Raw genomic sequence first — 15,111 nt, 5'->3', positions numbered from 1 at the left:
TGCCCGATCTCGATCGTTTTGCGGAAGAGCGTCGGTGGCACGCCCTATTGTCGGTCCTCCAGGCACCGCAGTGCGGAGCGTACGGGTGCGGGGGCGCGGGAATCCAAGGGGAGCGGGTACCACTGTGCAGGCCAAAGAGACGCTGTTCGCCGACCTCGTGCAGGGGCGGGCTCAACAGTTCCAGGTGCCGCTCTACCAGCGGACGTACTCCTGGACAGAGAAGCAGTTGGCTCAGCTGTGGAGCGACATCCTCGATCAGGTGGACCTGCTGGAGACCGGGGAGAAAGCGAGCGCGCACTTCCTCGGCTCCGTGGTGCTTGCCCCGTCCCCGCAAAACGAGGCGACGTTCCCTCGCTGGCTGGTGGTCGACGGCCAGCAGCGGCTGACCACGATCTCCCTCGCACTCGCCGCCATCCGGGACCACCTCGCCCAGAGCCGGCCGGACGAGGCCGAGCGGATTGACGAGGAATACCTGATCAACAAGCGGAAGAACGAGAACGACCGGTTCCGTCTCCTGCCCACCCAGGCCGACCGGCCGAACTACGCCGCGCACATCCGCGGCACCCACGAAGGGCAGGCGGCGGGGGACAACGTGTCGGTCGCCTACCGCTTCTTCCGCCGCAAGCTCGTCGAGGCGGAGGACCCCGCCGACCCTCAGGACGTCCTCCGTATCGAGCAGGCGATCACCTCCCGGCTCACCCTGGTCGCGGTGACCGCCGAGGCCGGTGACAACGTTCACCGCATCTTCGAGTCCCTCAACAACACCGGCCTCAAGCTCAGCCAGGCCGACCTGCTGCGCAACTACCTCTTCATGCGGCTGCCGACCCGTGGCGAACTGGTCTACGAGACGTACTGGCTGCCGCTCCAGGCCAGCCTGAGCAACAAAGAGCTCGAACAGCTCATGTGGCTGCAGCTCGTGCTTGACGGCGACGACCGGGTCCGCCGCCAGGACCTCTACGCGGCTCAGCAGCACCGCTTCGAGCAGACCGAGGTCAGAGAGGCGGACATCGAGGCGTACGTGAAAGAACTGCACCGGCGTTCCATGCACTTCCGCAAGGTGGTCCGCCCCGACGAGGAGGGTGATCCGGCCGTCCGTGCCCACCTTCGCCGACTCGACGCCTGGGAGGCCGCTGCCACGTACCCGGCGCTGATGCTGCTGCTCGACCGTCGCGAACGCGGAGAGACCGACTCGGCGGAGACGGCCCGCGCCCTGTCGTACATCGAGAGCTTCCTGGTACGCCGCACTGTGTGCCGTGTACCGCCGAACAACCTCAACCGGATCTTCCAGTCGGTGCCCGCTCAGCTCCCGCTGGACGTCCCAGTCGCCGACGGCCTGCGCCAGCTCCTCTCCGCCAGCAACCGCTACTGGCCCGACGACGACGAACTGCGCGAGAAGTTCAGGACCGCGCCCTTCTACCTGTACGGCCGACCGGAGCAGCGCAAACTGGTCCTCCAGCGGCTGGAGGAGAGCTTCGACCACCCCGAGCCTGTGGACTTCGCCGCCGCGAAACTCACCATCGAGCACGTCCTGCCGCAGTCTGCGGGCGACGACTGGCTCCAAGTTCTCGCCGAGGACGCCACCGAGGGCGAGACCCCACAGGACGTGCACGCCCGACTCCAGCACACCCTGGGCAACCTGACCCTCACCGCCCAGAACTCCGAGCTCTCCAACCACCCCTTCGACCGCAAGCAGGACCTGCTGCACAGCAGCCACCTGGAGATGAACCGCCGCATCGCCGCCACCGACCGCTGGGGCGCCCGCGAGATCGGCGCCCGTGCCGACGAGCTGGCCGAGCGGGCGCTCGCGCTCTGGCCGTCCCCGCTGCGCGGCGTGGGCCGGGCCGAGCGGAGCCGCGACTGGCAGCTCGTCCACCAGGTCCTCGCCGCCCTGCCGCACGGCACCTGGACCTCGTACGGCGACCTCGCCGCGTACATCGGCTCCGGCGCCCAGGCGGTGGGCAACCACCTCGCCCAGACTGCGGGCGTCGTGCAGGCCTACCGCGTCCTCAACGCGGAGGGCCGGATCGCCGACGGCTTCCGCTGGGCCGGCCCGCAGCCGGAGGGCGAGGACGTACGGGCGCGACTGAGCGCCGACGGCATCCACTTCACCCAGACCGGGGCCGCGGACCCCGCACAACGCTTGACCAGCAGTGACCTGGCACTGCTGCTGGCCGACCCCGACCAGGAGCAGTCCTCGGAGGGCACGGTCGCGGCGGGGCGCGACGAAGCGGAGCCAGAGGGAGAGACCCGGGCCGAGCGGTTCTTCCGCCAGCTCGCCGCGGACGACACCCCCGAGACCGTGGGCGCGGTGCGTACTCTCCTCGCCCGGTGGGAGGAGCTGGGCGGCTGGGTCGGCTATGGGGCCGGCCAAGTCACCACCAGCGCCGTCCTGATGCTGGGTGCGGCAGGTCTCCCCGGCGCCGGGATCTGGCCGCTGGTGCTCTACCCCGGCGGCGGACGCGGTGGTTCGGCGGAGGTGGTCTTCCAGTACCTCGCCACCCGCGAGCCCTTCACCGACCGCCTGCTGCGCGCGGAGCTCCTCGGCCGCGTCAACGGCATGGACGGCGTCGACATCCCGGAGGGGAAGCTGGACCTGCGTCCCAACTTCCGGTTGGCCTTGCTGGAGAAGGACGGGAACCGCGACGCGCTCGCTGAGACTCTGACCTGGTTCCGGGACCGCTGGATCGGCCGGGACGTGTCCTGAGCTCCGACTTCGGCACCGGGACTGGTGGGCGCGCATGTTGATGTGCCGAGTATTCAGGCTGAGATGCGGAGCTCTATCACTCAGCATTTCCTGCGTTGCCTCTCCAGGGTGAGGACGGCCTTGGCGATTGACGTCATGCGGTTGGGCCTGATTCGGAAGCTGCGGGAGACGCGCCAGGACGGATCTTGAGCAGGCCGGAGGCCTGCGCGGCCAGGAGGCCGATCACCGCGGTGGTGTAGGCGTGTGTCGTGCCGACCGAGATCTCGACGCCAGCGGCTACCTGAGTCGGGGTGTCGTGCTTACGCAGGTGCACCAGAGCGACGAGCGCGCGTTGGTGCGGCGGGAGCTTGCAGCGGCGATCACCCTCGCGGGCGACGATAGGGGCTTAATTAACCCCGATCTCGAATGACCGTCAAAGTAGATCAAGTCAAGACCCTGGAGGTTCTCTGAATCCGAGGATCAGAGGAGGTGCCGGTTCGGCGCTTGTGCTGCGTTTGCGTACTCAGGCAGTGCAAGAACTGTGACGCCGGCGTCTTCGAGGGTCTCGGTGCCATCGGCGCCGACGACGAACGTATCGGGTTCGCTCCATGCGGTGACGACGCGGCGGAGGCCCACGTCGCGGATGAGCTGGGCGCAGGGGCGAGGTCGGGATGCCCGTCTGGCGCAGGGCTCCAGGGAGCTGTAGATCGTGGCGGTGGCGAGCCGGGCGTCCTCGGCGGGGAGCTTGGCGAGGGCCCCTTCCTCGGCATGGTCGTGGGGGTCGCTCTCGCGGGAGTAGCCGCGGGCGAGCTCGGTCCCGTCGGCCGCGACGACGACCGCCCCCACGCTGAAGGCGGTCTCCGAAGGTGGGCAGAGGGCGGCCAGCTCACAGGCGAGGGCGAGCCAGTTCCGGTCTGCGCTGTTGGGCTCGCGGCCGGTGCCGGGGGCGCCGGCTGAAGGGGTGGTGCTCATCGGGCCTCCGTCGAAGTGTCCTTGGGGGCGTACCTCAGGAGTACCACGTCACCGATCTGGCGGGTCTCCAGGAGCCGGAGGCGGGCGGCCGGGCCGCCGGGGTAGCTCGCGGGGCCGAGCATCCTTACTGCATCGAACTGGCCGACCAGGAGCGGGGCGATGACGAGCTGGAGTTCGTCGGCAAGAGCGGCTTCGAGGAGCTGTGTGTGAACGGTGCCACCACCTTCCACCATGAGCCGCTTGACGGCGTACTCGTCACCGAGGATGTCGAGCGCGGCCGGCCATACGGCCTCCTCGGGGACGCTCTGAACGGTAGCCAGGTCACCGAGGTTGGCGCGAGCCTTCGCGGTGGCCTCGTGGCCCACGGCCAGGACGAGCTTGTCTCCGCCGTGGTGCCAGAACTTCCAGCTGGGGTCGAGATCGCCCGTTCCTGTGATGGTGACCTTCAGCGGGTACTCGGGCTCGCCGGCGGCGAGTCGGGACGCCCTGCGTTCCGCCGAGTTGACGAGGAGGCGGGGGTTGTCGGCGCGGAGCGTGCCAGCGCCGACAAGGATCGCGTCGACACTGGCTCGTACGGAGTCGACGCGCTCGAAGTCCTGCTTGTTGGAGAGCAGGAGTCGGTCCTCACCCGGGCGGGTGTCGAGGTGGCCGTCGATCGATACAGCTGCGGACAGCAGGACGTACGGGCGGGGCACGGTATCTCCAGACGGTGTACGCGGGTGAGTCAGGCGGGATGCAGAACGATGCGGTCGAGTGAGGCGCGGAACTCGGCGACGCCGTCCTCGCCGGTTGCGGGGGCCAGTGCCTGGTCGAGCCGGCCGAGCTGTCCGAAGATACGGGCAGATCCGGTCTCGGCGGCGATCCCGACGGCCTGCCCACCGATTCGGGCAGCGAGGGTCACATTGCCTGTGCCCGCATGGGCACGTGCAGCGCGAGCTAGGTAGACACCGCGGTCCCGGCGATATGCGGACGGGAGCACTGCGAGGGCGCTGTCAAAGCCTGCCGCGGCCTGCTCATACTCGCCGAGTGCGGCGAGGGAGCGAGCTCGGGCGGTGCTGATGTACGCCGCATCGAGCCAGGAACCCCAGACACCGTCGGAGCCCGCGCGCCCGAGAAGAGCAAGCGCGGTGTCGTAAGCCCTGTGGGCTTCGCTGCCTTCACCGAGTACGGCACGCGCGTGGGCCTCGTGCAGAACGGCGATGACTTCGAGGCGACTCCCGGGTCGGGCGGTGCGTCGGGCGGCTGCGGCGAGGCCGAGAGCGTCGGCAGGATGACCGGTGTCGACAGCCAACTGTGCCTTACGGCCGAGGATGTACGCGGTGAGATCGGTGTCGCCGGTGATGTGGGAAGCGTCCAGTGCTTTCGCGGTGTGGCCGTGGGCGGTGCGCTCGTCGCCGATGTCCTGGGCGAACCAGCCTGCCAGCTCTTCGTATCGCGTCTCCAAGGCGAGAAGCTCGATGGCGTCGGTGCCACGAGCGGATCGACGTCTTGTGGCAAGGGAGCCGAGGTGTTGTTGCAGGGCGGGCAACACGTGTCGGGGGCCGATGAGGTTGTCGGTCTGGATCATGACCCGGCGGAGTTGCGCGAAGTGCTCTAAGGGAGACCCCATGTCGGCGAGTTCGGTGGCAGCCGCCGGCGTCACGGTCGGCATGGCTGTCGCAGCCAGGCCGGCGATCCCTGATGCGAGAACAACGCGGCGGGGCACGGGCACGAAGAGGATCCTTCCGTGGATGCGGGCGGGGACGACGACCGTGTCCGTGTCGTCTCCAAGCGAGCCTGCCCGCACGACCGCGTTCATGGCCAGGGTCTCCGGGGCGCTGGCCCCATGACCCCGTGTACTGGCCCCATGAGCCGCTGTCCCGGCTCTGGACACCGGGACAGAGCAATACTGGGGTGCCTCGCGCTCCGCGCTGTCCCAGCCACGAACCAATGCACCGGCGGCATCGAGGACGTCGTCGAGAGTGATGGCCGCATGTTTCGGGACGGGACGTTCAGCGCGCTCGAAGCGCCCGAGATGTGAACGGTCGATCAACGCCCTGCGAGCCAGAGCCTGCTGCGACAGCAGACGGGCCTCGCGGAACTGGCGTAGCTCGTAACCCCAGCGGTGCCATGGGCCGGCGTCCGGAGTCAGCTCGTTCGGCTGCTGCCCCACGCTTCCTCCTCCACCGTGGACTTTCGTTCACCCGCGGTCGATGTCAGCGACAGGGGCGGCTCTCCATGGGGCCTGCGGAGCCAGCGTGTGAGGCTCCATCTAGGGCCTGCCCACCGGGGTTCCGTACCGCTTTCATCGTCGGTACGAGCTGATCACACGGTATCCGAACGGCGCCTGGCACGGACCTGATTCACGTCAGTAGCGAACGTAGTGGTCGGTCGGACCGAACGCATTGCGCAACCGTCGGATGAGCCCTGCGCGGGCTGAGCGCGATCTAGGGGAAGGCGACCATGAAGACACGTAGAAGCCTGGGCGACATGATCGCCGTCTCCAGTCCACGGATCAGCCTGATGGGATCCCGGGACCGAACGGACACCGACACTGCTCGAACCCAGGAGTGGCACCGCGAACCCGCCCCGCTGGAGCGTCCGGCGCGCAGCGGCGAGCTCGTCCGGCTCCGTCAGCAGTTCCGTCGCGAGGCGACCGAAAGGCGCGACCGCCGCTCCGGTGATCGCCGTCTCCGGGTGTTGGCGTACAGCTTGGTGCTCAGCAGGAGTGCCAGGCCGGATGAGGACTGGAACACCCTCCAGACCGAGGCTGAGCAGCGTGGCTACGCAATGGGAGCGAGGTTTCACGACGTAGCCGTTCCCGTGACCACGACGTGCCTCCCCGGCTCGGGTGCCGGCTGTGGCGTCTACACGCCGCCCTGGAAGCGCCCTGGCTGGGGGGAGGTCGAGCGACTGATCCGAGGCGGCTTCGCGGACGGCGTGATCGTCCTCGACCGGCACAACATCAGCTCCGATGACGACGAGTATCGCACTGTGATCAAGGAGCTGGGGGAGCGGTACCAGGCATTCATTCACCTCGTGATCCCCGAGGAGCTGTCCGGTCCGACTTGAAGGCGACCGTTGCGGTGGATGGATGCGAAGGGCTGGGGCTGGAGACAGGCCAGCGCTCAGGTTCTCCTCGTCGTCACCGTGTTCGCAGTGCTCGTCACCGTCCACCAGTCCGCCTGATCGGAGGGCCGTTTTGACGTTCGAGGGATACACCAACCAGGCAACACATTTCCTGCCTCTCCGTGAGGTGGGACTCGAGCTTTGCATCATGCTTGCAGGTGACCCGCAGGGCGCGGCATGACCGCGATCAAAGAGACCTGCGCGCGCAGTGGTCATCTCACCCGGATCCCTGCTTCGTTGTCGAGTGGGGGGAGAGAGACCACTCACGCTCGAGGGCGACCGCACTGCCACCACCCTGGGGCGCTTCTACGGCTACAGCGAAGCAGCCATAGCGGCCTTCATGGGGCGGTGCCACAAGTCCCCCTCTTCGGCCGTGCCCGAACCGTGTTCCCCCACGGCACCGTAGCTGGCCGAAGAGGGCCCAACTTCCCACCCGAGAGGACGAGCACCATGTGTGCGCACAACCCGCCGTGCCCCACGGCCATGGCTCCCGACAGGGAGGCCGCGCGACCCGTCGCGCACCGCCCTGAGCAGGGCTGGAGCCTGCTGTGCAACGGAGTGCTTGTCTTCGAGGACACCGGAGAACTCCTCCCCAACGGCCGTATCGTCGCCCCCCACCGGCCGCTCGCGTTCACGGTCGGAAGCGCGGCATGACGATCACCGCAGCCGACCTGGTCGTTCCGTACATCACCGCCCGTGAAGGCGAAGAGGCGGACTCCCTCCTCAACCTGAACGTACGCATCGGTCCTGACCGGCGCCCGCGGCTCGGGTACAAGGACGAGGCAGGGCCCGACCGAGATCTCCGCGGCGTGCTGTGGGCCCGGTACTCCATGTCACTCGGCTTCGCGGGACAGCCCACCGGGAACCCGAGGTGGCGGCTGGTGCACCCGCTCCGCCAGCGCATCACGATGGCGCTCCTGCGCTGCCAGGTGTGCACGGTCCCGCTGAAGCGCAGCGACGGCATCCTCTTCGTGGAGACGGCCGACGACGGCGACGACCACACCGGGCCGGTGAAGACCGCGCAGCCGCCGGTGTGTCTGGAGCACGCCCGGATGGCGGCCCGGCGGTGCCCCCGGCTCAGGAGCCAGGGCCACGTCGCCCTGCTGGCCACGCGGTTCCCGCTCTACGGCGTCATCGGCACCCCGTACCAGTACACCGCCGACGGCATCCAGCCCCTCGCCGCCTCGGACGCTCCACTGCCCTACAACCACCCCCAGATCGACTGGTTCCTCGCCTCTCAGCTCGTACGCGAACTGCGGGACTACGAGGTCGTCAGCCTGGACGATCTTGTGCCCGCCGCATAGACGGCTGCTCGACGGTCCTGGGCAAAGGACCGGACCGTCGAGCGGCACCCCAGAGCTTCCCGGCCCGACCATCGGACCGGGACGGCCAGAACCTGACCCCATGGCGTAGCCCCGTCGCTACGCCACGGTCCTCAGTGCGCTGGCAAGCACCACCTGTCCTACACACCAACAAATCACCTGGAGTTGTTATGACGCGAATCGTCACCAAGAGCACCACCCAGGTCCAGGAGCCGACGGCCGGCGGCCAGTCGGACGGGTTCGACCTGAACGTCTCCCTCCTGGAGGTGTCTGACGCGGCCGGGCTGACCGTTCTGACCGACGACGGGTGCGGCAGCTCCTGCGGTGCCTGCGTCACCTTCACCGACTGACCCTGACCGTCTGAACCCGGTCATCAGGTCATGAACCGCGGTCGGTGCTGTCGCGCTACTCGGCGCGTCGGCTCCGACCGCCCCTCCAGACGCACGAAGGGACACGTCACGTGGCTATACCCCCAGCGTTCAAGGCGGGCACGACCGCCCTGGTGCGCGCAGCCGCTCGACCGTCGGTGCCCCAGCTTCCCCTACCGGACTTCGACGACCGGTCCTTCCGAGCCGAGGAGTTGGAGGAGGTCACCACTGGACGCCTCGCCTGGATTCGCAGCATCTGGTACGACCCGGGCATCGCACAGGCCCTCCGCCATGCCAGCCCGGTTCTCGCCGCCGAAGTCGAGGTCCTGGAGGGTGCTAACTCCCCTTCTACCCGCGAGGTCCGCCGCGTTGGAGTGTCGGTGGCGCGCTACCTCCTGCGCGCGCTGCACCGGCCCACACCGTTCGGACTGTTCGCCGGAGTCACCACGGCCACCTTCGACGCCGAGCCCCACTCCCGCTGGGGCCAGAACCACGTGGTCGTGGCCCGCGCCGGTGCGGAGTGGGTGGGGAGGCTGATCGAGCAGTTAGAAAGGAGCGGAGAGCTGCTGCCGCTCCTGTCGGTCGTCGTCAACAACACCACCTTCGAGCGCGACGGCAGTCTCGTCGTCCCCTACCAGGACGACGGGCCGACTGGTCAGCGGCGAGCGGTCGAGGCGTCCGTCGAGCTGTCGGCGCCGGTCCGGCTTATCCTCCGCGCGGCTGACGCGCCGATCCGGATCGGGGAACTCGCCGAGAAGCTGATGGCCGAGTTCCCCGCCGTGGCCCCGGAGCGCGTCAAGCGGGTCCTCGCGGGCCTGGTGCGGCGGCGCGTGCTGATCACCAACCTCCACGCGCCGGCGACCGAGACCGACGCGCTCGGTCACCTCGTCACCCAGCTCGACGCGGTCCGTGCCGAGGACATTCGTCTCCTGGCACCCGTCGTCCGGGAGCTGCGCGCCGTCCACGCCGGGCTGGAGCAGTGCGGCACCACAGAGGGCCGGGACGCCGTAGCGACCCGGATGCGCGATCTGGTGCCGGGCCTCCGCCGTCACCCGCTCGCCCTGGACCTGTGCCTGGACGCCACCGTGGTGCTCCCCGATCTGGTCGCCCGCGAGGTTGAGCGCGCCGCCACGATCCTCACCCGTCTCTGCGCCCGCCCGTACGGTACCGAGCCGTGGAACGAGTACCACCAGCGGTTCTACGAGCGGTTCGGCGTCGGCACCATGGTGCCGCTTATGGAAGTTGTCGCAGACAGCGGCGTCGGCTACCCGGACGGGTACCCGGGCAGGCCGACCGGCGAAGGCCGCCGGCGCCTGTCGCCGCGGGACGACGTGCTGCTCCGCCTCGCCCAGGCCGCGGCGCTCGACGGCCGCGACGAGGTCGTACTGACCGACGAGATCGTGGCCGCCCTGGACCGAGGCCCGCAGGAGCCGCGGATACCGTCCCACTTGGAGGTGGGCGTGCGGCTGCACGCGGCCAGCCTCGCCGAAGTCCGCCGTGGGCGGTTCACCGTGGAGTTGACCAGCGTGTCACGCGGAGCTGGGGTTACCGTCGGACGCTTCCTCAGCGTCCTCCCGGCCACACAACGCGAGTGCCTGCGAGCGGAGTTGGCTGACCTACCCACGGCTGACGAGGGCACGGTGGCGGCGCAGCTTTCCTTCCCCGCGCTGCTGCCCGACACCGCCCACGTCACCCGAACCCCGCGCGTGCTGCCGTTGGTGATCAGCCTGCAAGAGCACCGCGCCCCCGACGGCGCAGTGCTCACGCCGGCGGATCTGGCCGTGGCGTGCGACGGGCGCCGGATGTACCTGGCGGCTCCGGACCGCGGGCTGCGCGTCGAGGCCGTCGGCATGCATGCGCTGAACCTTGCCGAGCACACCCCGCCCCTGGCGCGGCTGATCACCGAGGTGTCCCGGGCGCAGAACGCCCAGGTCACCAGGTTCGACTGGGGCGCCGCCGCAGCGATGCCGTTCCTCCCTCGCCTGCGGTACGGCCGCATCGTGCTGGTAGCAGCCCGCTGGAGGCTGGAGGCCGACGACCTCCCCGATCGCCGCTGCCTCGGTGCGGACTGGGACGCCGCACTGTCCGGCTGGCGGGGGCGCCGACGCCTGGCGCAACACGTGCACCTCGTCCAGGACGACCGGCGCCTGCCGCTCGACCTCGATGAGCCCGGCCACCGGAGCCTGCTGCGCCAACACCTCGACCGCACCGGTACGGCGCTGCTGACGGAGGCCGCTCCGCCCGGGGCGGACGGCTGGAGCGGGGGCCGGGCCCACGAGATCGCGGTACCCCTCAAAGCGGTCCGTCCTCCGGCCTGGCCTGCGCTGCCCACGCCGACCACCGCCCGCACGCTCTCCCCAGCCCAGATCCAGACCCCGGCCACCTCCCCGGTGCTCCTCGTAGCCCTGTACGGCGACCCGCGGCGTCAAGACGCTCTGCTGACTCGGCACGTGCCCGACCTGATGCGGCGCCTCGGCTCTCCTCGCTGGTGGTACGTCCGATTCCGCGACCCCCAGCAGCACCTTCGCCTGCGGATCGCACTGCCGGACCCGGAGGACTTCGCCGACACCACCCACACGGTCAGCGCCTGGGCCGACGAGCTGCGGACCGCTGGGCTGGTGGCGGACCTGCGCTACCCCACCTCCTACCGCGAGACGGGCCGGTGGGGCTCCGGACCGGCATGGGACGCGGCCGAGGCCGTGTTCCGCGCGGACTCCCTGGCCACGGTGGCGCAGCTCGCCCAGCCCGTCCGGCCCGCGCAGCGCACGCTCGTGGCCGCGCACTTCTTCGCCATCGCCTCCGCCCTCCTCGGCAGCCCGGACGCCGGCGCGCGCTGGCTGATCGACCACATCGAGCCGACCGCGCCGAACCCGGTACCCCGCTCGCAGTTCACCGACGCCGTGCGGCTGGCAGACCCGCGCGGTGACTGGGCGGCCCTGCGGTCAGCGCCCGGCGGCGCCGCGATCGTGGACGCCTGGGCCGAGCGCACCGCTGCGCTCGCCGCGTACGGGCCGCACCTGTCCGGCCCGCACGCCGACGGCATTGCCGTGGACGGCGTGCTGACCTCCCTGCTGCACGTCCACTTCGTGCGGCATGTCGCGGTGGACTTCCCCGAGGAAGAGGTCTGCCTGTACCTGGCCCGCGCCGCCGCCCTGGCCTTCACCGCCCGCGCCGGGAGGCGACCGTGACCCACACAGCAGCCGCGGTGGCCGCCGCCATCGCCGACCGGCTCGCCCACCCCGACCAGGCGCCGACGGCGGCCACTGACGACGCCAACCGGCAGCACCTCGCCTACGGCCCGACAGGCATCGCCCTGTTGCACATCGAACGCGCCGCGGCCGGGCTTGCCCCCTGGCAGCGAGCCCACGACTGGCTGGCCGCCTCGACCCGCGAGTCCTTCACCAGCGGCCCGGACAGCCACCCCTTCTACGGCGCCCCGGCGCTCGCCCATGCCGTGGCGTGCGCCGCCGACCAGCTTCCGGACTCCTACCGGCGCGGCCTCGATGTGCTGGACCGGCAGGTGACGGCAGACGCCCGGCGGCGCCTTGACGCCGCGCACTGCCGGATCGAAGCCGGGCAGCTTCCGGCACTCGCCGAGTTCGACGCCATCCGGGGCTTGAGCGGGTACGGCGCCTACCTGCTGCGCCGCGACCCTGCGGGCCCGGTGACCCGGGCCGTTCTCGACTACTGCGTGCGCCTGACCAACCCGGTCACTTACGACGGCGAACGCCTGCCGGGCTGGTGGGTACCGACCGGGCCGTCCGGCCGACCGGACGACCGCTTCCCCGGTGGGCACGCCAACCACGGCATGGCGCACGGCGTCGGCGCGGTCCTCGCGCTGCTGGCGCTTGCCGCCCGCCGCGGCACCACCGTCACCGGCCACCGTCAGGCGATGCGCACCATCCTTGCCTGGCTGGAGCAGTGGAAGGCGCCCACCGGGCGCGGCACGGCTTGGCCGTACTGGATCAGCCGCGAGGAACTGCGCAGCGGCCGGCCCGCGGCCGCGGCACCACGGCGGCCGAGCTGGTGCTACGGCACTGCGGGCCTTGCCCGCGCACAGCAGCTCGCCGCGCTCGCCCTTGGCGACAGCGGCCTTCAGGCCGAGGCCGAGGCCGCCCTGCTGAACGCGCTGAGCGACCGCGCGCAGCTTCGCGCCACCACGGACAGCGGCCTGTGCCACGGCTTCGCCGGTCTCGTCCACATTGCGGCGCGTGCCGCCGCCGACGCCGACCGGGCCACCGCCAGCCAGCTCCGCGCGGCCATCCCCGCCCTTCTCACCGTGCTGGTCCCGCCCGGCTCCGCCCCCGGCGACTCCGCCGCCCTGTTGCTGAAGGGCGCGGCGGGCGCCGGTCTCCTCGACGGCGCCGCCGGAACCGCGCTGGGACTGCTCACCGCGGACAGCACGGACCCGCCCCGCACTGCCTGGGACGCCTGCCTACTCACCGCCTGACCCCGACCGAAGGACTTCTCGATGCGCCCCGACCACTGGCAGCAGCACAACATCACCTTCCCCGACCGGGACACGGGACGGCGCGCCGTCACCGAACGCCTCGCCCCGGCGCTGCTCGCCGCCGAGGCCGACGGGCAGCTCAGCGGCTGGTGGTTCATGAACAAGCAGCCCTGGCGCCTGCGGTACGTCGCCGACGAGCCCGCCCCGATCGTGCTGGCCCTGCTGGACGACTGGGTGGCCGACGGCACCGCGCAGTCCCACATGACCGGCATCTACGAGCCGGAGACCGAGGCGTTCGGCGGGGCGGACGCCATGACGGCCGCGTACGCCCTCTTCCACGAGGACAGCCGCCACTTGCTCACCTATCCCGTCAAGGAGGGGCACTTGGGGCGGCGCGAGACCGCCATCCTGCTGATGAGCAGCCTGATGCGCGCCTCGGGTCTCGACTGGTTCGAGCAAGGCGACGTATGGGCGAAGATCTCCGCACTACGCCCCGGTAACAGCACGCCCGCGTCCACGCGCCTGACCTCGGCGATGAGGAGCCTGATGACCACCGAGGCCCGCAGCCTGTGCCGCGAGCACGGGCCGCTGGACGGCCACGCCGACTGGATCGCCGCCTTCGAGCGCGTCGGCACCACGCTCGCCTACCTCGCCGCCCAAGGCGACCTGACCCGCGGACTGCGCGCCGTCATCGCACACCACACCATCTTCCACGCCAACCGTGCCGGTCTGCCGTCCGCCGACCAGCACACCCTGTTCCACATCGCACGAGAGGCAGTCATGGGATCGAGTGAAAACACCGCGTCAGCACCCGGATCGGGCTCCGCGGCTCATAGCGTCAGCACGGTGAACACCGACACACTCACCACCCCCGAGGCCGACGCCGAACAGCTCCGCCACGCCCTGGTGGACCAGATCAAGGCCGACGGCCACGCCCGCACCCCCGCGGTCGAAGCCGCCCTGCGCGCCGTGCCCCGGCACCTGTTCGTCCCCGACACCCCGCTGGCCGACGCCTACGCCAACAACCCGGTCAACGTGAAGTACGACCCCGAGGGCACCTCGATCTCCTGCGCCTCCCAGCCGGCCGTCGTCGCCCTCATGCTGGACCAGCTCGAAGCCCAGCCGGACGAGCGCATCCTCGAACTCGGCGCCGGCACCGGCTACAACGCCGCCTTGATCGGCCACCTCGTCGGCCCGAGCGGACACGTCACCACCATCGACGTCGATGACGACCTGGTCGAAGGCGCCCGAGCCCACCTCGCAGCCGCCGGAGCCACCAACGTCGAGGCCCTGACGCGCGACGGCGCCCTCGGCCACGCCGAAGGCGCCGCGTACGACCGGATCATCGCCACCGTCGGCGCGCACGGCATCCCCCACGCCTGGCTCGACCAGCTCGCCGAAGGCGGCCGACTCGTCACCCCGCAGCGGCTCACGGGCAGCGTCTCGCGCTCCATCATCTACGTGAAGCGCGACGGCCGGTGGCAGTCGGTCGGCTCGGAGATGAACACCTTCATGCCGCTGCGCCGGGGCATCGCCGACGACGACCGCCGCGCCGTGCCGCTCAGCACGGACGGCGCCGTGCGCCTCCAGGCCCCGGCCGGACTGGCGCTCGACCCCGATGTCCTCGCCGGTGTTCTTGACCACCCGCGCGTCGAGGAGTGGACGGGGATGACAGTCCGCGCCGGGGAGTCCCCGGAGTGGATGGAGCTGTTCGTCTCCTGCGTCATGCCGTCCGGGCTGATCCGGATGCTCTTCCCCCAGACCGCCAAGGGCACGGTGCTCACCGAGGACCCCTACCCCTCGGCCACGGCCGCCGTCGAGAAGGGCGCCATCACCTACCTCGCGCGGCGTCCCTCGGAGCAGAAGACCCCCGAGGGCGACAAGCTCTGGGAGTTCGGCGTCATCGGCCACGGCCTCGGGGGCGATGAGCTGGCCGCCAAGGTCGCCGACGCCGTCCGTACCTGGGACCGCGAGTACCGCGGCCGGGACGCCACCTTCGAGATCCTGCCGCTCGACGCGCCCGCGGACGAGCAGCCCGGTGTCTTCGTCCTCGACACCCCGCTGAACCGCGTCCGCGTCACCTGGCAGTAGCTGATCCGCCTGCGTGGTGCCCGCCGACCGGTCGGCGGGCACCCCGCGGCCCATCCCCGCAGCACGGCCTCATCACCCCCCGGGGACCACAATGACCAGAAACGACCCAAATCCCCG

The 15,111-nt window shown here is 70.5% G+C and carries 10 protein-coding genes and 2 pseudogenes; 9 read left to right on the top strand and 3 right to left on the bottom strand.

What is annotated here, in order from left to right:
* Positions 1-124: 124 nt before the first annotated feature.
* Positions 125-2,704, top strand: coding sequence for a GmrSD restriction endonuclease domain-containing protein (locus ACWGH0_RS13890; protein ID WP_453404378.1), 2,580 nt, complete (start codon positions 125-127; stop codon positions 2,702-2,704).
* Positions 2,705-2,888: 184 nt separating this feature from the next.
* Here ACWGH0_RS13890 and ACWGH0_RS13885 read toward each other — a convergent pair.
* From ACWGH0_RS13885 to ACWGH0_RS13875, 3 genes and pseudogenes are all read right to left on the bottom strand, one after another.
* A pseudogene (locus ACWGH0_RS13885) lies at positions 2,889-3,083 on the bottom strand (helix-turn-helix domain-containing protein); the annotation flags it as partial.
* Positions 3,084-3,163: 80 nt separating this feature from the next.
* Positions 3,164-4,350 (bottom strand): annotated as a pseudogene (locus ACWGH0_RS13880) (dihydrofolate reductase family protein).
* 29 nt (positions 4,351-4,379) lie between these two features.
* On the bottom strand, positions 4,380-5,807 hold the full coding sequence (locus ACWGH0_RS13875; protein ID WP_453404377.1) for a helix-turn-helix domain-containing protein: 1,428 nt from the start codon (positions 5,805-5,807) through the stop codon (positions 4,380-4,382).
* A gap of 290 nt (positions 5,808-6,097) precedes the next feature.
* On the opposite strand from ACWGH0_RS13875, the gene ACWGH0_RS13870 reads away from it, so the two are divergent.
* The 8 genes from ACWGH0_RS13870 to fxlM all read left to right on the top strand — a co-directional run bounded on the left by ACWGH0_RS13870 (position 6,098) and on the right by fxlM (position 14,994).
* A complete protein-coding gene (locus ACWGH0_RS13870; protein WP_453404376.1) occupies positions 6,098-6,706 on the top strand; it encodes a hypothetical protein in 609 nt (202 codons plus the stop codon).
* A gap of 265 nt (positions 6,707-6,971) precedes the next feature.
* Positions 6,972-7,169, top strand: a complete 198-nt coding sequence (locus ACWGH0_RS13865) for a DUF6302 family protein (RefSeq protein WP_380790195.1) — start codon at positions 6,972-6,974, stop codon at positions 7,167-7,169.
* Between the two features lie 44 nt (positions 7,170-7,213).
* Entirely contained in the window at positions 7,214-7,417 is a 204-nt protein-coding gene (locus tag ACWGH0_RS13860) for a DUF5999 family protein (protein WP_453404375.1), read from the top strand.
* The gene (locus ACWGH0_RS13855) at positions 7,414-8,067 is read left to right on the top strand and encodes a hypothetical protein (protein ID WP_453404374.1); all 654 of its coding nucleotides are present in this window, start codon (positions 7,414-7,416) and stop codon (positions 8,065-8,067) included. The genes ACWGH0_RS13860 and ACWGH0_RS13855 overlap by 4 nt, the downstream gene beginning before the upstream one ends.
* A 188-nt stretch (positions 8,068-8,255) precedes the next feature.
* On the top strand, positions 8,256-8,435 hold the full coding sequence (locus tag ACWGH0_RS13850) for an FxLD family lanthipeptide (protein ID WP_028444064.1): 180 nt from the start codon (positions 8,256-8,258) through the stop codon (positions 8,433-8,435).
* A gap of 110 nt (positions 8,436-8,545) precedes the next feature.
* Positions 8,546-11,641 carry a lantibiotic dehydratase gene (locus tag ACWGH0_RS13845; RefSeq protein WP_453404373.1) on the top strand — a complete coding sequence of 1,032 codons (3,096 nt, stop codon included), beginning with the start codon at positions 8,546-8,548 and terminating at the stop codon, positions 11,639-11,641.
* Positions 11,638-12,903, top strand: a complete 1,266-nt coding sequence (locus tag ACWGH0_RS13840) for a lanthionine synthetase LanC family protein (RefSeq protein WP_453404372.1) — start codon at positions 11,638-11,640, stop codon at positions 12,901-12,903. The genes ACWGH0_RS13845 and ACWGH0_RS13840 overlap by 4 nt, the downstream gene beginning before the upstream one ends.
* Positions 12,904-12,924: 21 nt before the next feature.
* Positions 12,925-14,994 (top strand): methyltransferase, FxLD system, encoded by a 2,070-nt coding sequence (gene fxlM / locus ACWGH0_RS13835; protein ID WP_453404371.1) that lies wholly within the window; start codon positions 12,925-12,927, stop codon positions 14,992-14,994.
* Positions 14,995-15,111 lie beyond the last annotated feature (117 nt).

This window comes from Streptomyces sp. NPDC054887 (assembly GCF_053610585.1).
This window is presented reverse-complemented; position numbering and strand designations above follow the sequence as displayed.